This is a genomic window from Pseudomonas sp. GW821-FHT09E12 (assembly GCF_059416085.1).
Window position 1 is genome coordinate 142,721 of the sequence record NZ_JBWKOM010000006.1, and the last position, 20,083, is coordinate 162,803.

Genomic DNA, 20,083 nt, shown 5'->3' on the forward strand with positions numbered 1-20,083 from the left:
ATGATCGACACGGCACCTTCGGGTGCCGTGTTCGTTTTGCCCGACTGAAAATCTAAAAAAATTCACTGGGCAGCCCTTGTAATAAGCATATGCGCCCACATGTATCGGTCACCGCAAGGTTTCTGGTGGCGACACCAGACAGACTTCCGCGTCTCGCTCGTCGAGCCGCAACCGGCCACGCCGGATTTGTTAACCCGCCGGTAACGACACCGGCCGCTGAAAACCATAATTAGGAGAGATCGACAATGAAGCTTCGTCCTCTGCATGACCGCGTCGTTATCCGTCGCAGCGAAGAAGAGAAGAAAACCGCTGGCGGTATCGTTCTGCCAGGTTCGGCTGCTGAAAAAGCCAACACCGGTGAAGTTCTTGCTGTAGGTCCAGGCCGCGCTCTGGAAAACGGTGAAGTACGTGCGCTGGCCGTGAAAGTGGGTGACAAGGTTGTGTTTGGCCCTTACTCCGGCAGCAACACTGTGAAGGTAGACGGCGAAGACCTGCTGGTAATGGCTGAGAACGAAATTCTCGCCGTTATCGAAGGCTGATTACCCGCTCATTTTCCCGTTACTACAAAGTATTTAAGGAATATCGATCATGGCTGCTAAAGAAGTTAAATTCGGCGACTCCGCCCGCAAGAAAATGCTCACCGGCGTTAACGTACTGGCTGACGCGGTAAAAGCGACCCTGGGCCCGAAAGGCCGTAACGTGATCATCGAGAAGAGCTTCGGCGCTCCGACCATCACCAAGGACGGCGTTTCCGTCGCCAAAGAAATCGAGCTGAAAGATCGCTTCGAAAACATGGGCGCGCAGCTGGTAAAAGACGTTGCTTCCCGTGCCAACGATGACGCCGGCGACGGTACCACCACCGCCACCGTACTGGCTCAGTCGATCGTCAACGAAGGCCTGAAAGCCGTCGCTGCCGGCATGAACCCGATGGACCTGAAACGCGGCATCGACAAGGCGACCATCGCCATCGTCAAAGAGCTGAAAGGTCTGTCCAAGCCATGCGCCGATTCCAAGGCCATCGCTCAGGTCGGCACCATCTCCGCCAACTCCGACAACTCCATCGGCGACATCATTGCCGAAGCCATGGAAAAAGTCGGTAAAGAAGGCGTGATCACCGTTGAAGAAGGTTCGGGCCTGGAAAACGAACTGTCTGTCGTTGAAGGCATGCAGTTCGACCGTGGCTACCTGTCCCCTTACTTCATCAACAAGCCGGACACCATGGTCGCCGAGCTGGACGGCCCGCTGATCCTGCTGGTGGACAAGAAGATCTCCAACATCCGCGAAATGCTGCCAGTGCTGGAAGCCGTTGCCAAAGCCGGCCGCCCACTGCTGATCGTGGCTGAAGACGTTGAAGGCGAAGCCCTGGCGACTCTGGTTGTGAACAACATGCGTGGCATCGTCAAAGTCGCTGCCGTCAAGGCACCAGGCTTCGGCGACCGTCGCAAGGCCATGCTGCAGGACATCGCCGTCCTGACCGGCGGTACCGTCATCTCCGAAGAGATCGGCCTGAGCCTGGAAAGCACCACCCTGGAGCACCTGGGTAACGCCAAGCGCGTGATCCTGTCCAAAGAAAACACCACCATCATCGACGGTGCTGGCGTTGAAGCGGACATCCAGGCTCGTGTGACCCAGATCCGTCAACAAGTGGCCGACACTTCGTCCGACTACGACCGTGAAAAACTGCAAGAGCGTCTGGCCAAGCTGTCCGGCGGCGTTGCGGTGATCAAGGTTGGCGCCGGTTCCGAAGTTGAAATGAAAGAGAAGAAAGCCCGCGTTGAAGACGCCCTGCACGCTACCCGTGCAGCCGTTGAAGAAGGCGTGGTACCTGGCGGTGGCGTAGCCCTGATCCGTGCTCTGCAATCGATCAGCGGCCTGAAAGGCGACAACGCCGACCAGGACGTGGGTATCGCTGTTCTGCGTCGCGCTGTCGAAGCACCTCTGCGCCAGATCGTTGCCAACTCCGGCGACGAGCCAAGCGTAGTGGTCGACAAGGTCAAGCAGGGTGAAGGTAACTACGGTTACAACGCTGCTACCAGCGAATACGGCGACATGATCGAAATGGGCATCCTGGACCCAACCAAGGTGACCCGTTCGGCGCTGCAAGCGGCATCCTCCATCGGCGGTCTGATCCTGACCACCGAAGCGGCTGTTGCTGAAATCGTTGAAGACAAGCCTGCAGCTGGCGGCATGCCAGACATGGGCGGCATGGGTGGCATGGGCGGCATGATGTAAGCCAGCCTTACCCCTGTACGAAAAAGCCCCGCCGGCGAAAGCCGGCGGGGCTTTTTTATGGGTGGGCGTTTTTGCCTGGGCCATCGCCGCGAGCAAGCGTGCTCCTACAGGTGTGCGTGGTTTTGTAGGGAGGGCTCGCTCGTGAAAAGACCTCAGGCCTTCACCGGCTCCACCTCCATCGCCGGATCGGCCTTGGCTGCCGGTCGATAGAGAATGAAGTAGTACGCCCCCAGGCAGATCAGCCAGCAGAAGATCGCGGTCCAGACGTTGTGGGAGAAGAAGTGCGCGCCCTGCAGCATGCGCCCGACCGAGAACACCGTGCCGAGGGCAAAGGCGAACACCAGCGCCTTGCGCGCCAGGCGCGGGCGGCGATCACGCAGGACAAAAAACAGCGCGAACAGGGTGAAACCGGTGGCGGCATGGCCGCCTGGCCAGCAGCGACCAGGCTTGTCGGTCGCTGGCCGGGGGCTGAGCAGTTCGCTGTAGGTTTCCTTGCCGCCGAACTCTTTCAGGCTCCACGGGCACTGCACGGCGGTGACCGCCTTGACCGGGGTGACAAAGGCGGTGGCCAGGCCCAGGGACAGCACCAGGCAACCCAGCTCGCGCTTGAACGGCTTGAGACGCTGGACGAAGAAGGCGCCGATGAAGCCGACAATGGCCAGCACTGAAAAGACGATGACCAGCTGCTTGGCCCGGTCATGCAGGATATTTTCCAGGAAATAACTGTGGCCGCCGATGAAACCGCCAGCAGCGGGGTCATAAAAGTACCGGGCCAGGTCCATGTCCAGGGTGGTCAGTTCAAGCAGCAGCAGGATGACGGCAGCCAGGGCGGGTATGCCCAGGCAGATCCACCAGTTCAGCGCTCTGGAGGCGGGGCGGGCGAGGGTCAAAGCCATGGAAAGTCCTTCGAGGGAAGCGTTGCGGTCGCGGGTTCCCGCGGAGTCTGGAGCGGCCCTTGTCGTCAGCGTGTGAACCCTGGGTGAAAAACTCGTCAAGGCCCTGGAACCCTGCGGCGGCATTCGCCGCGGGGGCTTGAACAACCCTAGCCGTCAGCCACGCTTGGCCTTAAGCTGCGCGAGCCAAGACGGCCGTAACTGTGTGCGGAGAGAGTGCCCATGCGAATTCTACTGGTTGAAGACAACCGCGATATTCTGGCCAACCTGGCCGACTACCTGGGGCTTAAAGGCTACACCGTGGACTGCGCCCAGGACGGTCTGTCGGGCCTGCACCTGGCCGCCACCGAACATTACGACCTGATCGTGCTCGACATCATGCTGCCGGGTATTGACGGTTACACCCTGTGCAAGCGCCTGCGCGAAGATGCCCGCCGCGATACGCCGGTGATCATGCTCACCGCCCGCGATCAACTGGACGATCGCCTGCAAGGCTTCAAGTCCGGGGCCGACGATTACCTGGTCAAGCCCTTTGCCTTGTCCGAGCTGGCCGCGCGCGTCGAGGCGGTCATGCGCCGTACCCAGGGCGGCGGGCGCCGGGCCCTGCAGGTCGGCGACCTGAGTTATGACCTCGACACCCTGGAGGTCACCCGTGCAGGGCGCCTGCTCAAGCTCAACCCCGTGGGGCTCAAGTTGCTGGCGGTGCTGATGCAGAAGAGCCCCCATGTGCTGCGCCGGGAAATTCTCGAAGAGGCGCTGTGGGGCGACGACTGCCCGGACAGCGACAGCCTGCGCAGCCATGTCCACCAATTGCGCCAGGTGATCGACAAGCCGTTCGGCAAACCGTTGCTGCATACCGTGCACGGTGTCGGTTACCGCCTGGCCGAGGGTCGTGATGGAGTTTAAGCAAAGCCTTTCCCAGCGGATCATCATCGCCTTTGCGCTGATGAGCGCGCTGGTCGCTGGAGCCTTCGCCCTGGGTATCGTGGCGACGGTGCACCTGGTGGAAGAAAAGCTGATTTCCGCTGGCCTGGGGGGCGACCTTCAGCGTCTGCTGTTGATGGACAACGTTTCCGACTGGAGCCACCGTCCCGAGCCGGACCAGCTGTTTTACTTCAGCGGCGGGCGCGGCGACTTCGACCTGCCCAAGGATCTGCGGCATCTGAATCCGGGCTTTCATGAGGTCTTCCGCGAACAGCTGTCGTATCACGCCATGGTCGAAGTGGTCGACGGTCGACGCTATGTGCTGCTGCAGGACCAGAGCGATTTCGAAGAGCGCGAACGGGTGCTCTTCGCGGTGGTGCTGGTGGGCTTTGTGCTGAGCCTGGCCTTGGCGGTATTCCTCGGCTGGGTGCTGGCGCGTCGGGTCATGGCGCCGGTGGTAAGGCTGGCGCGGCAGGTGCGCCATCGCGACCAGTTGCTGGGGCTGGCGCCGCCATTGGCACCGGACTACGCGGCCGACGAAGTGGGGGAGCTGGCGGTGGCCTTCGACGCCACCCTGGGGCGCCTGCGCCAGGCCCTGAACCGCGAGCGCCTGTTCACCAGCGATGTCAGCCACGAACTGCGTACGCCGCTGATGGTGCTGGCCAGTTCCTGCGAGCTGTTGCTGGAAAACCCGGCGATCGATCAGCGCGGTCGGGCGCAGGTCGAGCGTATCGCCCGGGCATGCGGCGAAATGCGCGAGCTGGTCCAGACCTTCCTGATGCTGGCCCGCGCCCAGCGCGAAGACGGCGGCATGTCGCCCCAGGCAACCTTGAGCCAGGTGGCCGAGGACCTGATGGGCCTGTGGGGCGGACCGATCCGGCAAAAGGGCCTGGAGCTGATCTTCGACGCCGGCCAGCCGCTGGATACCCGCTATAACGCCACCTTTTTGCACGCTGTGATGGGCAACCTGCTGCGCAATGCCTTGCATTACACCGAGCACGGCTTCATTCGCTTGAGCCTTGAGCCGAGCGGCTTTGTGGTCGAGGACAGCGGTGTGGGCATTCCCGAGGAGAAACGCGAGGCGATGTTCGAGCCTTTCGTGCGCGGCAACGAGAAGCGCGGCGAGGGCCTGGGCCTGGGCCTGTCGCTGGTGCAGCGGATCTGCGAGGACCAGGGCTGGAGCGTCAGCCTCAGCACCATGGAGCCCAACGGCTGCCGGTTTCATGTCGAGTTGAACCGCCGCACGGCATGATGGGTCTCCATGACTGCTGCGTGGGTCGTCACGGGAATTTCCCCGATTGATGGCCCCAGGCCACTTATGGGAGCCTGTAAAACTCTGAAATATTTCCACTCTGGACCGGACGAAGTTTTCACAAAGACATGACCTGACGCTGACAAGCCGCTGCCTAAGGTGGGGCCATCAGATTCAGGAGACTGTGTGATGGCGCCCCCGATCAAGCTGGAGTTTTCCGAGAAGTACGACGAACAGCACGCTCAGGAGTATCTGCTCAAGCATCAGGATGGCGTCGCTCGCCGTCTGTCCCACAAGCGTGACGAGCAGTTGGCGCGTGCGGCGCTGGCCATGGCCGGAGAGCCGGGGCTGGTGCTTGACCTGCCCTGTGGTGCCGGGCGTTTCTGGCCGTTGCTGGCGGAGAAACCCAACCGCGTGATCATCGGTGCGGACAATTCCGCGGCGATGTTGAAGATCGCCACGGTGGCGCAACCGGCCGACGTGGTGAAACGGGTACAGCCCTTGCAGACGTCTGCCTTCGACATCGACTTGCCGGATAACGCCGTCGACAGCATTTTCTGCATGCGGCTGCTGCACCACATTGGCGAGTCGTCCCATCGCCTGGCTCTGCTCCGGGAGTTCCAGCGGGTTACCCGGGACAGCGTGATCGTTTCACTGTGGGTCGATGGCAATTTCAAGGCCTGGAAACGCAAGCGCATGGAAGTCCGGCGCAAGGAGGAATCCGGGCAGGAAGGTTACCAGAACCGTTTTGTGTTACCGGCTGCCACGGTTGAAGAAGAATTCAAGCAGGCCGGGTTTCGCGTTCAGGATCATCTGGACTTTTTTCCGCTCTACGCCATGTGGCGAGTCTACGTATTACGCAAGAGGTAACAGGATGGCCGTTGAATGTGCACCGGGAATGGAAGTCGCTGCTGCAGATCGTTTCGACTACTTCTGGAGTCAACAGGGGGAGTGGGTCGAAGAGCCCAATCAGCGTCGCGGCGGGGAAAGTGGCGTTCAACGTCTTCCGGGCGCTGATGGGCGTGTGCTGTATGCCAAGCGCCAGATCGGCCATATCTATCGCAGCTGGTTGCACCCCTTCGGCCGCCCCACGGTGCTGCGCGAGCAGGATGCGCTCAAGGGCCTGAGCCAGCTCAACGTGGCGGTGCCGCACCTGGTGTTCTGCGGTGCGCAGCGTGACTCCCAGGGCCAGTGGCGTGCGTTGCTGGTGACTGAGGCGCTGGACGGCTTCGTGGAAATCGACCACTGGTATGCCGCTGGCGAGCGCGAGCGCCACGGCGAGGCCCTGCACGAGCGTGTGCTCAAGGAACTGGCGGCCACGCTGGCGCGCATGCACCGGGGCCGCTGGCAGCATGGCTGCCTGTATAGCAAGCATGTGTTCGTGCGGGTCATGGGTGAGGGCGAAGCGGCGAAAGTGGATATCGCGCTGCTGGATTTCGAGAAATGCCGCCAACGCCTGACCGCTAAACAGGCTGCGGCCCATGACATCAAACAATTGCGGCGCCACTCGTCGTGGAGCACCACGGACTGGGACAAACTCTACTATTTTTATAGAACGGCGTTTGGCAGCGCTATCAAAGGCTTATAGTGATGAAGCTCGAAATTGCACGAGGTTTGTTTTTAGTAGGAGCCTTGGCAGTTGCATCCTTGGCGGTGGCTGCATGGGAGCAGCCACGCATGGAAGTCCTCAGTACGGCGCAGGGTGATGCGCATTGCCCGTTGCCACGGGTCGTCAAGACGACCCAGGGAGCCCAGCCCGATCGTGACCTGTTGTTGTTCATGTTCGGCCTGACTCAGGGAATGAGGCCACAGAGTTGAAGACCATCAAGCCCGATAAAAAGGCCTCGCATCGCGAGGCCTTTTTTATTGCGCGTCCTTCACTTGTCCGGCCTGGCCAGCAGGGTGTAGATGCAGGGCAGCACGAACAGGGTGAACAGGGTGCCGATCGACATCCCCGTGGCGATCACCGTGCCGATGTCGAACCGGCTGACCGCGCCGGCGCCCGTGGCCAGGATCAGCGGCACCATGCCGAAGACCATCGCCGCGGTGGTCATCAGTACCGGCCGCAGGCGAATGGCCGCGGCGGCTTCCACGGCCTCGCGCGGCGTCAGTCCCTGGTCCTTGCGCAGCTGGTTGGCGAACTCGACGATCAGGATCCCGTGCTTGCTGATCAGGCCGATCAGGGTCACCAGCCCGACCTGGGTATAGATGTTCATGCTCGACCAACCGAGAAACAGTGGGATCAAGGCCCCGCAGATCGACAGCGGCACCGTCACCAGGATCACCACCGGATCGCGGAAACTCTCGAACTGCGCCGCCAGCACCAGGAAAATGATCGCCAGCGCCAGGCCAAAGGTCACCCACAGTGCGCTGCCTTCCTGGACGAACTGTCGTGACGCCCCGGCATAGTCGAAGGCGTAGCCTGGTGGGGTCTCTTCCTCGGCGATCTGGCGCACGGTATCGATCGCTTCACCCATGCTCACGACCGGGAATCCGGAAATGGTCGCGGCGTTGAGTTGCTGGAACTGGTTGAGCTGCCGAGGCCGGGCCCGATCGTGGACGCTGATCAGGGTCGACAGCGGCAGCGCCTCGCCCTTGGCGTTTTTCACGTAGTAGTTGTTCAGCCATTCAGGGTTGTCGCGATAAGGCCGTTCGACCTGGGCGATGACCTTGTAGCTGCGTCCCTCGATAGTGAAGCGGTTGATTTCCGCCTCGCCGAGCAAGGTGGCCAGGGTTCCGCCCAGGTCCAGCATCGACACCCCCATTTGCGCGGCCTTGGCGCGGTCGATGTCGACCACCACTTCCGGCTTGTCGAAGGCCAGGTCGATATCGACAAAGGCGAACTTGCCCGACTCCATGGCGCGCTTCTTCACCCGGTCGGACAGTTCCAGCAGCGACTCGTAATCGTTGGGGCTATTGATGATGAAGGCGAACGGTAGCCCTTCGCCGGTGCCCGGCAGGGACGGCAGGTTGAAACCAAAGACCTGCAGCCCGGCGATGCCCGCGAGCCGGGCCTGGACTTCGGGCAGGATCTGCATCTGCGTGCGCTTGCGCTCGTTCCAGGGCTTGAGCAGGAAGCCGCCGATACCCGATTGCACGCCGTTGAAGCCGTTGATCTGGAACGAGGAGTAGTACTCGGGGAACGTCTTGAAGATCTCCAGGAACTCGTCGGTGTAGGCGTTGAGGTAATCCAGGTTGGCCGGCTGGGGTGCGGTGGCCATCATGAAAATGATGCCCTGGTCCTCGTCCGGGGCCAGTTCCGACTTGGTGAAGGTGAGCAGGGCCGGGATCAGGCACAACACGATCAGGGCGAACACCAGGACCACCGGCCGAGTGTTGAGGGTGCCATGCAGCAGGCTCTGGTAGCGCCGCTTGAGGCTTTCGAAAATCAGGTCGAGGCGGTGGGCCAGGCCGCTGGGGTTTTCATCGTGGCGCAGCAGCAGGGCGCACATCATCGGCGACAGGGTCAGGGCGACGATGCCGGAAATCACCACCGCGCCGGCCAGGGTCAGGGCGAACTCTTTGAACAGCGCCCCGGTGAGCCCCTGCAGGAAGCCGATGGGGGCGTAGACCGCCGCCAGGGTGATGGTCATCGACACCACCGGCATGGCGATTTCCCGGGCGCCTTCGAGGGCCGCGTCCAGTGGCGTCTTGCCTTCCTCGATATGGCGGTGGATGTTTTCCACCACCACGATCGCGTCGTCCACCACCAGGCCGATGGCCAGCACCATCGCCAGCAGGGTCAGCAGGTTGATCGAGTAGCCCATCAACTGCATGAAGAACATCACACCGATCATCGACAGCGGAATGGTCACCACCGGGATCACCACCGAACGCAGCGCGCCGAGGAACAGGAATACCACCACGATCACGATCAGCACGGCTTCGAACAGGGTCTTCACCACCTCGTTGATCGAGGCCTGGATGAACAGCGTGGCGTCGTAGGCGATCTCCGACTTGAGGTTGGGCGGCAACTGGGCCTCCAGCTCCGGCATGATCTTGCGCACTTCCTTGATCACGTCCAGCGGGTTGGCGTTGGGAGTTGCCTTGATGCCGATATAGACCGAAGGAATGCCGCCAAAGGAGCTGATGGCGTTGTAGTTCTCCGCGCCCATCTCGACCCGTGCCACGTCGCTGAGCAGCACCCGGCTGTCGCCCTCGGTCCGCAGGGGAATGGCGGCGAAGGCTTCGGCGGATTTCAGTTCGGTGCTGGCGTTGATGCTGGTGACCACGTACTCGCCCTTGATCTCACCGGCCGCGGACAGGAAGTTGTAGCGGCGCACCGCGCTGGTCACGTCGCTGGCGCTCAGGCCGTAGCCGGCGAGCTTGACCGGGTCCAGCCACAGGCGCATGGCGAACACCTGGTTGCCGAGAATCTCGGCCTCGGCCATGCCCGGCAGGGTCGCCAGCTTCGGCTGGATCACCCGCGACAGGTAGTCGGTGATCTGCGGGTTGTTCAACTCCTGGCTGAAGAAGCTGATGTACATCAGCGCCGAGGCGTCGGCGGCTTCCTTGCTCAGCACCGGGTCCTCGGCGTCCTGGGGCAGCTTGTTCTTCACCTCGTTGGCCTTGGCCAGCAGTTCGGTGAATAGGCGGTCGCTGTTGGCGCCGATGCGGGCGTAGACCGAGATTACCGAGAAGTTCTGGCGACTGACCGAGGTCATGTAGTCGATGCCCTCGGCACTGGCCAGGCTCTGCTGCATCGGTTGGGTGATATAGCCCTGGATGGTCTCGGCGTTGGCCCCGGGGTAGGCGGTGGTCACCGTGATCAGGGCGTTTTCCATTTGCGGATACTGGCGCAGCGGCAGTTTGCTCCAGGCCTGGAAGCCCAGCAGCACGATCAGCAGGCTGACCACGGTGGCCAGGACCGGACGACGGATGAACGGATCTGTAAAAGCCATGAGGATTCCTTGATCAGTTCGCGCGTGGCTGGCCGCTCTGTTCGGGGGGCAGCATCTTGTCCGGGGTGATGGCGATGTGGGCGCCATGGTCCAGCTTGATCTGCCCGGCGCTCACCACCTGTTCGCCGCTGCTCACGCCCTTGTTGATCAGCACCAGGCCGTTGCGCCGTTCGCCGGTTTCGATGAAGCGCCGCTCGGCGACCAGCACCGGCTGGCCCTTGTCGTCTTTTTCCGGGCTGCCATCGGCGGCCTTTTTCTCGGCCACCACGTACAGCGAGTTACCGTACAGGGTGTAGGTGATGGCGCTCTCCGGTACCACCACCCGGGGCTGAGGATCGGGCAGCAGCACCTGCAGGTTGGTGAACATGCCCGGCAGCAGCTTGCCGTCGGGGTTGGCCAGGGTGGCGCGCACCTGCACGTTGCGCGTGGTGTCTTCGACCTTGGGGTTGATGGCGCTGATGGTGGCGCTGAACTGTTCCGCCGGATACGCGGAGACCATCACGCTGACCGATTGGCCCAGAGCGATTTTCGGCACGGCCTGTTCCGGGACGAAGAAGTCCACGTACAGGCTGCTGAGGTCTTGCAGGGTGGCGATCACCGTGCCGCTGGCGAGGTAGTCGCCGACATCCACATGGCGAATGCCGATGGTGCCGCTGAAGGGCGCGAGCAGGCGTTTTTTCGCCAGCGAAGCCTTGAGCTGATTGACCGTGGCCTTGTTCTTTTGCAGCAGGGCCGACAAGCGATCGTATTCGCCGCGGGAAATTGCCTGGCTGCCCACCAGTTGGCTGCCGCGGCCGAAGTCCAGCCGGGACAGGCCCAGGTCGGCCTGGGCGGTTTCCAGCAGGGCGCTTTCCACGTCGCTGTCGAGTTGCAGCAAGGGCTGCCCGGCGCTGACCTTCTGCCCGGACTCGAACTGCAGCTCCTTGACGGTCCCGGCCACTTCCAGGCTGAGGTTGACCCCCTGCAGGGCCTTGAGGGTGCCGACCGTGGGCAGGCGGGTTTGCCACGGTTGTTCGCGAGCCGTGGCCACGGCCACGCTGATCGGCGGCTTGGGCACCGAGAAGAGCTTGACCTGCTGATAGATGGAGAAGGCCTTGTAGCCTGCCAGCAACAGCACGATCAGCAGGACGACACCCAACATGATAAACATGCGGCGACGCAGCATATTCCGGTTCCTTGGAAAACGAAGCTGGGAAAACCAAGCTGATTGCCGAAGACATTACTCCGACTTTTCGGGGGCTTCCAGATGACAATCCGGTCATCCAGAGTCCTGTTTTCCAATCCTGCGCGGTGGCGAAAAACTAGACCAGGTGCAAATGGTTGTCCCAGAGCCCTGCCGGCAAATCCAGGGGGGTTGCCACCAGTTGTTTCTGGCGACAGTCGTAGAAGCGGCAGCGCCCCTGGCCCGAGGTCACGACAAAACCATCCGCCACCGCACCGACCCCGGCACAGTCCGGCAAGGGCGCGTCCAGGCGCACTTCGGCGCTGTCCAGGTCCCAGATGAAAAAGCGGTTGCCGCGCGGGGCGGTGAGGGCCACCAGGCGCAGTTCGCTGTGCACCGCGACGCTGGCGGTGTAATGCGCCATCGCCTGCAACTGGTGCTCGGCCACCGGGAAGGCCTGGAACGGCTGCCCCGGGCGCTTGATCGCCAGCAGTTGCGACGACTCATGGACGTCGCCCATGAACTGCTGGCCGGTGACGATGGTGCCGTCGCCGGCGATGCCCATGTGACGCACGCTGTTCATCTGCTGGGCCAGGGTTTCCTTGCTCAGCAGGTTGCCGTCGCGCTGCATCAGCACCAGGCTCGGCTCCATGGCGTCGAGGTTCATCTCGACGCGGCTTTCCGCTTCGGTGCGAATCCCGCCGTTGGTCACCACCAGGGTTTCGCCGTCCGGCATCCACGACACCTGGTGCGGGCCGATGCCGTGGGTCGGGATCTCGCCGCTGTGCACCAGGCGTTCGCCCTCGAAGCGGTACACCCCGAGCAGGCCACGACCCGGATCGCTTGTGTCGTTCTCGGTGGCGTACAGCCAGTCGCCGCTCTTGTGGATCACCGCGTGGCCATAGAAGTGCCGGTTCGGCTGCGAGGCCAGGGTTTGCAGGAGGGTGCCGTCGCGCAGGTCGATCAGGTAGCTTTCGGTGCCCGGGCGACGGGCGACGAACAGGGCGATTGGCAGCGTCGGGTGGTTGACGATGTCATGGCAGCGTTGACCGACCCGGGTGGCGAACACTTGCGTGCCGTCCAGGCGATAGCCGACGGCGTAGTGCTTGCCGTCGCCGTCATCGCGCGCCGAGAGCAGCAGCGGGCCTTGGTCCTTGTGCTTGAACAGCGTCCAGCCACCCAGCGTGACGGCGCTCAGCAGCAGGCTGCCGAGTGCCAGAGCCTGACGTCGCAGCATGATCAGTCACCGTCGTTGGCGTTGAAGCCCAGTTGGATGCCCAGCGCCTTGGCCAGCTCGCCTTCGTGCAGGCGGTGGACGACGTTGAGGCTGTCGTAGATATCGTTCAGTTGCTGGCGGCCGGCGTCGTCGGCCAGCAGCTCGGTCAGCGAACGCTGGGTGCTGGCGAACAGCTTCAGCGAGGCGGTGTAGGCGGCGTCGATCTTGTCGGCCAGCGGCTTCTGCTCGGCCGGCAACAGGCCGCGCAGGCCCTTGTTGTCGACCCCGGCCCAGACGGTCTGGGCTGCGGCGAGGCTGGCTTCCAGGCTCTGCATGGACGATTGGCTGCGCCAGGCGTCGGCTTGGAACGGCTGTGGAATGCCCTTGCTCTGACGGCCCATCGGCGTGCCGAGCTTCTTCTTCAGGGTATCCAGCGCGGTGACCTGGACCCGCAGCAGATCGGCGATGGCCTCATGGGAGTCGGCGTAGCGCTGGTTGGGGAACTTGCTCATCTGCGCGAGCATGCCGTCGCTGGTGTTCCAGCGCGACAGGATCTCTTCGGCGAGCTGCTTCTGGCGTTCGCCAATGGCGCTCAGCAGCGGGCAGTAGCGGGCTTTCTGCTCGCTGTTTGCCATGTCGATCTTGCTGTCGAACAGGATGTATTCGTAGGCCGAGAGGCCTTGTACCACGACGCTGGACTTGGCCAGGGCGGCGGCGTCGATCTGCGGCGTGGCGCTGACCAGCTGTTCGACCTGACGGCCGACCAGGTTCTTCTTGTCCGGCCAGAACTGCACTTGCCAGGAGCGGTTGCCCTCGGCCAGCGGCCCGATCAGCAAGGGTTGCAGTTCGGCCCAGGCTTTCTGCGCGTGCAGGAAGTCGGCACGGGCGGTGTCCAGGCTTTGCTTGCCTTCACAGAAGGCCAGGGCGCTGATCGCCAGCTGGCGGTCGGCTTCGACCCAGCGGCTGTAGGTCGGCAGGATCACCTGTTTGGCGATGGCCGCCGAGGTCACGGCTTGTGGGTCCTGCGGCGAGCAGGCGCCCAGGGCGAGCGCGGCAAGGCTGGTGAACAACAGCTTGGGACGGAACATGTTCGGGCTCCCGTTTCTTGTAAGAAGGCGTTAAAGAGAATTCAGGAATGCCAGCAACGCAGCGCGCTGTTCGGCATTGAAGGATAAAACCTGTCGCTGCGCCGCCTGGGCCTCGCCGCCGTGCCAGAGCACGGCTTCGAGCAGGTTGCGGGCGCGACCGTCATGCAGGAACTGGGTGTGGCCGCTGACCGTTTGCGTCAGGCCGATCCCCCACAACGGCGGCGTGCGCCAGTCGCGGCCGCCGGCCTGGAATTCGCTGCGGTGGTCGGCCAGGCCTTCGCCCATGTCATGCAGCAGCAGATCGCTGTAGGGGCGGATCACTTGATTGGCCAGCTCGGGTTCCGCGGCGTCGGCGGCGGTGGTGAACCGGGGGGTATGACAGGACTGGCAGCCGGCCTGGTAGAACAGGTTCTTGCCGGCCAGCACCTGTGGCGAGCCAACCTCGCGCCGCGCCGGCACCCCGAGGTTGCGGCTGTAGAACAGCACCAGGCGCAGGATGTTGTCGCTGACTTCCGGTTCGCCATCCGGCCCGTTGCCGTTGGGGGCTTGCTTGCAGGCGGTCTGGGCGTCGGTGCAGTCATCGAAGGGTCTCAGGCTGGTGGTCAGGCCCATATCACCAGAGAACGCGTGAACATTTTGTTGATTGAGGTTGGGTTGTCCGGCTTTCCAGCCAAAACGCCCGAGTACGGTCTTTTGCTGGGCATCGTCCCAGACCCGGTTCGGCCGTCCGGCAATGCCATTGCCAGCCTTGGCTTGCGCTTGGGCATTGGCCAGGATCGCCGCCTCGGGGATGGCTTCGAGCAGGCCCAGGCCGATCATCGGCGGCGCCACGCGGGCCGAGAAGCGGGTGTCGGGATGCATCGGGCCATAACCGAGCTGGGTGATCTGCAGCTTCGGCTTGCGCAGTTCGACTTCGCTGCCGTCCTTGAAGCGCACGGTCAGCGGCTCGTACTCGACCCGCACCTTGCCTTCCGGGGCGACGCCAGGCACCGCCATGTCCTGGAACTGCCCGCCATACACCGGTTCGGGCACTATGCCCAACTGCTCGATGACCTTGGCGTAGGTCGGCTCATTGGGGATCGACAGGCGCACCAGCATCGACACGGCGTTGTCCGAGTCGGGCGTCGGCGGGTGGCCGCGGCCGTCCTTGATATGGCAGTTCTGGCAGCCGTTGGTGTTGAACAGCGGGCCCAGGCCATCGCGGGCGGTGGTGGTCGAGGGAGCGATTACCCAGGGGCTGCGGAAGAAACTGTTGCCGACGCTGAAGTCCAGGCGCCGGGTCGGCGACAGGTTGGCCGACGGCATGGAAAAGGCGTTCTGGTCGCTCTTGCGCACGGTCGCTTCACCGCCGGAACGCGCTTCGCCCGGCTCGGCCTGGGTAAAACGCGGGGCGTCATCGCAGGCACTCAGGCTCAAGGCCATGAACAGCGCAGACCAGCGAAGCAGCGACGGGGGCATCGGATATCCTGCAGGACGAGCAAAACAAGGGCGCAAAGTCTAACAGGGCAGGGGAGTTTGAATAAGAGGAATTATCGTTCCGCTTGACGTGGGACAACGCAAGCGAAGCCTGCCTGTCCCTGTCCCCCGGCTCTGGTCTGGTCCTGTAGCCGCTGCCGCAGGCTGCGATCGCCACCGAAGGGGGCGCAGGGTTTCAAGATCGCTGAAGGCCTGCGGCCTTATCGCGGCCTGCGGCAGCGGCTACAGGGGCCGCGTCATAGACAGGCACAAAAAAGGCGACCCGAAGGTCGCCTTTTCATTCCCGCAACGCTGATCAGAACTCGTGATCGGCGCTGTCCGGGTTCAGGTCGCTGATACCCAGCTTGCCCGCGGCCTGTTCGATCGAACCGGTCTGCTTGACCAGCGCGGCGATGGCGTCACGCACGATCTGGTTGCCCGCGTCGTTGCCGGCGGCGATCAACTGGTCGTAGTGCTCACCCTTGTTGGCGTGATCGACCATGACCTGGATCTTGGCTTCGGTGGCGGCCAGGTCGGCCTTCAATGCGGTGTCGGCGGCCGGGTCGATTTTCGCCACCAGCGACGACAGGCTGGCGCCGGTCAGCTTGGTGCCGTCGACGCGGGTGTATTCGCCCAGGTACACGTTGCGGATGCCCTTGGCATCGTAGAAGTGCGAGTTGTGGGTGTTGTCGCTGAAGCAGTCCTGTTCGTCTTCAGGGGAGTTGGCTTCCAGGGACACCTTCATGCGCTCGCCCGCCAGTTCGCCCAGGGACAGACTGCCCATGCCGAACAGCATTTTGCGCAGGCCGCTTTCAGCCGGCTCGGCTTCCAGGGTGGCGCGGTAGTTGTCGGCCACGTTCGGCTTCCAGTTGCCGACCATTTCTTCCAGGTCGTTGACCAGCAGTTGGGTCACGGCTTTCAGGTAGGCACGGCGACGGTCGTTGTGGCCGCCGGTGGCGCCGGCACCTTCCAGGTAGTCGGAAGCCGGACGGTTGCCGGCGCCAGGGCCGGTGCCGTTCAGGTCCTGGCCCCAGAGCAGGAATTCGATGGCGTGGTAGCCGGTGGCGACGTTGGCCTCGGAACCGCCCAGCTCGTTGAGGCTGGCGAGTTTTTCCGGGGTGATGTCTTTCACGTCGACCTTGTCTTCGCCGACCTGGACTTCAGTGTTGGCGATGATGTTGGCGGTGGCGCCCGGGTTACCCAGCGCGTGCTCGTAGGACTTGTCGACGTAATCGATCAGGCCTTCGTCCAGCGGCCAGGAGTTCACCTGGCCTTCCCAGTCGTCGACGATGGTGTTGCCGAAGCGGAACACTTCGCTCTGCAGGTAAGGCACGCGAGCCGCGACCCAGGCAGCCTTGGCGGCTTTCAGGGTGTCGGCGTTGGGCTTGGCGAGGAAGGCGTCGATCGCGGTCTGCAGGGTCTTCGCGGTGGATTCGGCATCGCTGTACACGGCGAAGACCATGTCGGCGTAATGCGCGACGACCGCCTTGGCCGCCGCTTCATCGACCTTGCCGGCCGCAGGAGCGGTGGCCGGGGCTGCGGTGCTGGCGGCTGGGGTAGCGGCTTGCGGCGCGGCAGCCTGGTCTTTGCCTTCGCCGCAACCGGCGAGGGAAATAGCGATGGCCAACAGACTGGCGGTAGCCAGAGGCATACGAATCATGGCGAACATCCTGCTTCGAGAGAGGGGTGGAGTGGCGCGGGGGACGCGCAAAACTGCGACATAATGCGAAAGATTTGCATTATGTGTAAAGGGTTGCGGTTGTAAATATTTCCTATTCAGGAAGCGATTGCGCTGGATCAGGCTTATGCGCGCAATCGGGTCTTCAGAGGATGGCCGCGTTACTGCGCTGGGCCTGTTTCAGGTAGGCGCTCAGCTCCCGTGCCGGCAGGGGTTTGCTGTAGTGATAACCCTGACCTTCGTGGCAGCCTTCGGAGATGATGTAGGCCTCTTGTTCGGCGGTTTCCACGCCCTCGGCGATCACCTGCATGCCCAGGCTTTTGCCCAGCTGGATGATCGCCCGCACGATGGTCGCATCGTCGTCGTCATCCAGCAGGTCCTGGACGAAGCTCTTGTCGATCTTGATCTTGTCCAGCGGCAGGCTCTTGAGGTAGCTCAGGGACGAGTAGCCGGTGCCGAAGTCGTCGATGGCGATCAGCGCCCCCGAGCGGCGCAGGCTCAACAGGTGCTGGGCGGCGGTGCTGATGTCTTCCATCAGGCCGGTTTCGGTGACTTCCAGCTCCAGGCTGCGCGGCGGCAGGCGGTAGATCTGCAGCAGGTTGTTGACCACCCGCGGCAGCTCGGCGTGGTGCAGTTGCACGGTGGACAGGTTGACCGCCATGCGCAGGTCGCTGAAGCCCAGGTCATGCCATTCGCGCAGTTGGCGGCAGGCCTGGTCCAGCACCCATTCGCCGATGGCGATGATGGTGCCGTTCTGCTCGGCCAGGGGAATGAACAGGTCCGGCGGGACGAAGCCGTGTTCCGGATGCTGCCAGCGCAGCAGCGCCTCGACCCCGACCACACGATGATCGCGGTAGCTGATCTGCGGCTGGTAGACCAGGTGGAACTGCTCGCGGCTCAGGGCTTCGCGCAGGTCTTTTTCCAGTTCGCGGCGCCGGCGCATCTCGCTGTCGACGCTGGCGATATAGAACTGATAACGGTTGCGCGACCGGCTTTTGGCCAGGGTCATGGTCTGCTCGGCTTTCTGCAGCAGCTTCTCGGTGCTGTCGCCGTCTTCCGGGAACAGGGTGATGCCGATGGTGGCGCGCAGGCGGATTTCCTGGTGGTCGAGGGCGAACGGTGCTTCCAGGTCGTCGAGAATGCTCTGCGCCAGTTCGGCGGCTTCGTAGGGTTGTTCGATATCGGCCTGGACCAGGGCGAACTGGTCGCCGCCAAGGCGGGCGAGGGCGCCCAGGCGACCACTGTGGGCCCGCAGGCGATCGGCCAGGGCCAGCAGCAACTGGTCGCCGGTCTGGTAGCTGAACTGTTCGTTGATGCCCTTGAAGTCGTCGAGGCCGACACAGAGCACCGCGACCCGGCGTTGCAGGCGGCCGGCGTCGATCAGGATCTTGTCCAGTTGCTGCTGCAACTGCTGGCGGTTGGGCAGGCCGGTGAGGAAGTCGTACTGGGCCATGCGCAGCAGGCTGTTTTCCGCTTCATGGCGCAGGTGCGTGTTGCGTTCGATCGATGCCAGCAACTGGTTGGCGGTATTGATCCAGATCCCCAGCTCGTTTCGCTCGTGGCCCTTGAGCAACGGGATCTGATGTTCGCTGGGGCGGTCCGGATTGATGGTGGTCAGGTGCTCGATGATCCGCGACAGCGGCTTGGTCAGCAGCCAGTGGTAAACCAGGTACAGCACCAGGCCCATGGCCAGGGCGCGCAGTACGCCGGAAATGAAAATGATCACCGAGCTGACGATAAATCCCTGGCCGTAGGTGGCCGTGTCGAGGGTGATGCTCAGGTCGCCGTAGTATTCGCTGTAGGGCCCGCGACCCACCAGTTGGGTGGTGAAGGTGCGCTCCTTGCCGAGGATCAGATCGGTCAGCCAGCGGCTGGGGGAATTCTGCAACTCACGGGTTTTTTCCGCGAGCATGGTTTCGTTGGGGTGGCCAATGGAGGCCATGCGCACAGCATCGTCCTGGAACAGGCCTTCGATGACTTGCATGCCCATTTCGCGGTCCAGGCTGTAGACGGCCTGGGTCGAGGGGTCGCGAAACATGTCGAGAATGCGCTGGGCATCATTCGCGACCGCCTGCCGAGTCTTATAAGCATCGAAGACGATTTGTGCGCAGCTCAGCACTACGCCCACTATCAGTGCCGACAGCAGCACAACCCGGAGCAACTTCACCGACAAGCTGTTTTTGAGTTCCAGCTTCAAAGGGTTATTCCTTGTTCCGTGCGGGTAGCGTCAAGTTGCCATGAGTATTGGCAATCCCGTGATGGCAGTCAAAGGGACAATCAGGCCCAGGATATTTCACCTGTAGGCTTGGTTGGAATGCCGGGAGCCAGCATATCCGCGCTTATCGGTTATATGTCGGTAGCCAAGCCTTGCAACTTGAGGGACGGCGGAGATTTTTTAGCTGAATAGAGAGGTTGGTCCGCCGGGCTGGCGCGGCAAACCTGGCCCTTGCCGGTAAAACGAAAAAACCCGGCAATGCCGGGTTTTTTTGACTGCAAACGGGCTTAGGCGACGAAGGTCTTGCCTTCGAACTGCTCGGCCACGAATTTCCAGTTGACCAGGTTCCAGAACGCTTCGACGTACTTTGGACGCAGGTTGCGGTAGTCGATGTAGTAAGCGTGTTCCCAGACGTCGCAAGTCAGCAGCGGGGTGTCGCCGCTGGTCAGCGGGTTGCCGGCGCCGATGGTGCTGGCCAGGGCCAGGGAACCGTCAGCCTTTTTCACCAGCCAGCCCCAACCGGAACCGAAGGTGCCGACGGAAGTCTTGGTGAATTCTTCTTTGAACTTGTCGAACGAACCGAAAGCGGCGTTGATGGCTTCAGCCAGTGCGCCGGTTGGTTGACCGCCGGCATTTGGTGCCAGGCAGTTCCAGTAGAAAGTGTGGTTCCAGACCTGAGCGGCGTTGTTGAAGATACCGCCCGAGGAAGACTTGACGATCTCTTCCAGGGTCTTGCCTTCGAACTCGGTGCCTGGCACCAGGTTGTTCAGGTTCACGACATAGGTGTTGTGGTGCTTGTCGTGGTGGTATTCCAGGGTTTCCTTGGAAATGTGCGGCTGCAGGGCATCGTGTGCGTAAGGCAGCGGCGGCAATTCGAAAGCCATGATGATTCTCCTAATCAGGTCAGTTGCGGTGAGCGCAAGGCCGATCACGGGCGGCCAGACAAGCGCCGGGGAGTTTGTACTCTTTGCGGCGCAGGGTTCGGATCATAGCACCGGGGGTGCGGCATAACCACGCAACAACTGTGTGGGATAGAGGTTCAAGGGGATGCCCTCGCTAAATGACGA

Annotated in this window: 16 protein-coding genes; 7 read left to right on the forward strand and 9 right to left on the reverse strand. The window is 62.6% G+C overall.

What is annotated here, in order from left to right; genetic code table 11:
* The first annotated feature begins 245 nt into the window (after positions 1-245).
* Both AC07PQ_RS18905 and groL read left to right on the forward strand, forming a co-directional pair.
* On the forward strand, positions 246-539 hold the full coding sequence (locus AC07PQ_RS18905) for a co-chaperone GroES (RefSeq protein WP_007932704.1): 294 nt from the start codon (positions 246-248) through the stop codon (positions 537-539).
* Between the two features lie 49 nt (positions 540-588).
* Positions 589-2,232, forward strand: coding sequence for a chaperonin GroEL (groL, locus tag AC07PQ_RS18910; protein ID WP_007932705.1), 1,644 nt, complete (start codon positions 589-591; stop codon positions 2,230-2,232).
* A gap of 152 nt (positions 2,233-2,384) precedes the next feature.
* Here groL and AC07PQ_RS18915 read toward each other — a convergent pair whose 3' ends face one another.
* Positions 2,385-3,128: a phosphatase PAP2 family protein gene (locus AC07PQ_RS18915; RefSeq protein WP_007932711.1), complete on the reverse strand. Its 744-nt coding sequence runs from the start codon at positions 3,126-3,128 to the stop codon at positions 2,385-2,387.
* Positions 3,129-3,347: 219 nt separating this feature from the next.
* Between AC07PQ_RS18915 and colR the strand changes: the two genes are divergently transcribed.
* The 5 genes from colR (at position 3,348) to AC07PQ_RS18940 (ending at position 7,119) form a co-directional block, all read left to right on the forward strand.
* Positions 3,348-4,031, forward strand: a complete 684-nt coding sequence (gene colR / locus AC07PQ_RS18920; RefSeq protein WP_007932712.1) for a two-component system response regulator ColR — start codon at positions 3,348-3,350, stop codon at positions 4,029-4,031.
* Entirely contained in the window at positions 4,021-5,301 is a 1,281-nt protein-coding gene (locus AC07PQ_RS18925; protein WP_007932713.1) for a sensor histidine kinase, read from the forward strand. The genes colR and AC07PQ_RS18925 overlap by 11 nt, the downstream gene beginning before the upstream one ends.
* Positions 5,302-5,490: 189 nt before the next feature.
* Positions 5,491-6,171 carry a class I SAM-dependent methyltransferase gene (locus AC07PQ_RS18930; RefSeq protein WP_007932714.1) on the forward strand — a complete coding sequence of 227 codons (681 nt, stop codon included), beginning with the start codon at positions 5,491-5,493 and terminating at the stop codon, positions 6,169-6,171.
* A 4-nt stretch (positions 6,172-6,175) separates the two neighbouring features.
* Positions 6,176-6,889, forward strand: a complete 714-nt coding sequence (locus AC07PQ_RS18935) for a lipopolysaccharide kinase InaA family protein (protein WP_493186122.1) — start codon at positions 6,176-6,178, stop codon at positions 6,887-6,889.
* Between the two features lie 2 nt (positions 6,890-6,891).
* A complete protein-coding gene (locus tag AC07PQ_RS18940; protein ID WP_037004964.1) occupies positions 6,892-7,119 on the forward strand; it encodes a hypothetical protein in 228 nt (75 codons plus the stop codon).
* Positions 7,120-7,178: 59 nt separating this feature from the next.
* Here AC07PQ_RS18940 and AC07PQ_RS18945 read toward each other — a convergent pair whose 3' ends face one another.
* The 8 genes from AC07PQ_RS18945 to AC07PQ_RS18980 form a co-directional block, all read right to left on the reverse strand.
* Positions 7,179-10,202, reverse strand: a complete 3,024-nt coding sequence (locus tag AC07PQ_RS18945; RefSeq protein WP_007932718.1) for a multidrug efflux RND transporter permease subunit — start codon at positions 10,200-10,202, stop codon at positions 7,179-7,181.
* A gap of 13 nt (positions 10,203-10,215) precedes the next feature.
* The gene (locus AC07PQ_RS18950) at positions 10,216-11,367 is read right to left on the reverse strand and encodes an efflux RND transporter periplasmic adaptor subunit (RefSeq protein WP_493186121.1); all 1,152 of its coding nucleotides are present in this window, start codon (positions 11,365-11,367) and stop codon (positions 10,216-10,218) included.
* Between the two features lie 136 nt (positions 11,368-11,503).
* Positions 11,504-12,601: a DUF1513 domain-containing protein gene (locus AC07PQ_RS18955; protein ID WP_493186120.1), complete on the reverse strand. Its 1,098-nt coding sequence runs from the start codon at positions 12,599-12,601 to the stop codon at positions 11,504-11,506.
* Between the two features lie 2 nt (positions 12,602-12,603).
* Positions 12,604-13,668 (reverse strand): imelysin family protein, encoded by a 1,065-nt coding sequence (locus AC07PQ_RS18960; protein WP_053262432.1) that lies wholly within the window; start codon positions 13,666-13,668, stop codon positions 12,604-12,606.
* 30 nt (positions 13,669-13,698) lie between these two features.
* Positions 13,699-15,126 (reverse strand): di-heme oxidoreductase family protein, encoded by a 1,428-nt coding sequence (locus AC07PQ_RS18965; RefSeq protein ID WP_493186119.1) that lies wholly within the window; start codon positions 15,124-15,126, stop codon positions 13,699-13,701.
* Between the two features lie 313 nt (positions 15,127-15,439).
* Positions 15,440-16,783: an imelysin family protein gene (locus AC07PQ_RS18970; protein ID WP_007929763.1), complete on the reverse strand. Its 1,344-nt coding sequence runs from the start codon at positions 16,781-16,783 to the stop codon at positions 15,440-15,442.
* Positions 16,784-16,946: 163 nt separating this feature from the next.
* Positions 16,947-18,998 (reverse strand): putative bifunctional diguanylate cyclase/phosphodiesterase, encoded by a 2,052-nt coding sequence (locus tag AC07PQ_RS18975; protein WP_007929764.1) that lies wholly within the window; start codon positions 18,996-18,998, stop codon positions 16,947-16,949.
* A 305-nt stretch (positions 18,999-19,303) separates the two neighbouring features.
* Positions 19,304-19,900 carry a superoxide dismutase gene (locus AC07PQ_RS18980; protein WP_007929765.1) on the reverse strand — a complete coding sequence of 199 codons (597 nt, stop codon included), beginning with the start codon at positions 19,898-19,900 and terminating at the stop codon, positions 19,304-19,306.
* Between the last annotated feature and the right edge of the window lie 183 nt (positions 19,901-20,083).

Coding starts and splice junctions, on each gene's coding strand:
- AC07PQ_RS18940 (WP_037004964.1), top strand. CDS start 6,892: ATGAAGCTCGAAATTGCACGAGGTTTGTTTTTAGTAGGAGCCTTGGCA.
- AC07PQ_RS18955 (WP_493186120.1), bottom strand. CDS start 12,601: ATGCTGCGACGTCAGGCTCTGGCACTCGGCAGCCTGCTGCTGAGCGCC.
- AC07PQ_RS18930 (WP_007932714.1), top strand. CDS start 5,491: ATGGCGCCCCCGATCAAGCTGGAGTTTTCCGAGAAGTACGACGAACAG.
- AC07PQ_RS18935 (WP_493186122.1), top strand. CDS start 6,176: ATGGCCGTTGAATGTGCACCGGGAATGGAAGTCGCTGCTGCAGATCGT.
- AC07PQ_RS18970 (WP_007929763.1), bottom strand. CDS start 16,783: ATGATTCGTATGCCTCTGGCTACCGCCAGTCTGTTGGCCATCGCTATT.
- AC07PQ_RS18905 (WP_007932704.1), top strand. CDS start 246: ATGAAGCTTCGTCCTCTGCATGACCGCGTCGTTATCCGTCGCAGCGAA.
- AC07PQ_RS18960 (WP_053262432.1), bottom strand. CDS start 13,668: ATGTTCCGTCCCAAGCTGTTGTTCACCAGCCTTGCCGCGCTCGCCCTG.
- AC07PQ_RS18915 (WP_007932711.1), bottom strand. CDS start 3,128: ATGGCTTTGACCCTCGCCCGCCCCGCCTCCAGAGCGCTGAACTGGTGG.
- AC07PQ_RS18980 (WP_007929765.1), bottom strand. CDS start 19,900: ATGGCTTTCGAATTGCCGCCGCTGCCTTACGCACACGATGCCCTGCAG.
- colR (WP_007932712.1), top strand. CDS start 3,348: ATGCGAATTCTACTGGTTGAAGACAACCGCGATATTCTGGCCAACCTG.
- AC07PQ_RS18925 (WP_007932713.1), top strand. CDS start 4,021: ATGGAGTTTAAGCAAAGCCTTTCCCAGCGGATCATCATCGCCTTTGCG.
- AC07PQ_RS18950 (WP_493186121.1), bottom strand. CDS start 11,367: ATGCTGCGTCGCCGCATGTTTATCATGTTGGGTGTCGTCCTGCTGATC.
- AC07PQ_RS18945 (WP_007932718.1), bottom strand. CDS start 10,202: ATGGCTTTTACAGATCCGTTCATCCGTCGTCCGGTCCTGGCCACCGTG.
- groL (WP_007932705.1), top strand. CDS start 589: ATGGCTGCTAAAGAAGTTAAATTCGGCGACTCCGCCCGCAAGAAAATG.
- AC07PQ_RS18965 (WP_493186119.1), bottom strand. CDS start 15,126: ATGCCCCCGTCGCTGCTTCGCTGGTCTGCGCTGTTCATGGCCTTGAGC.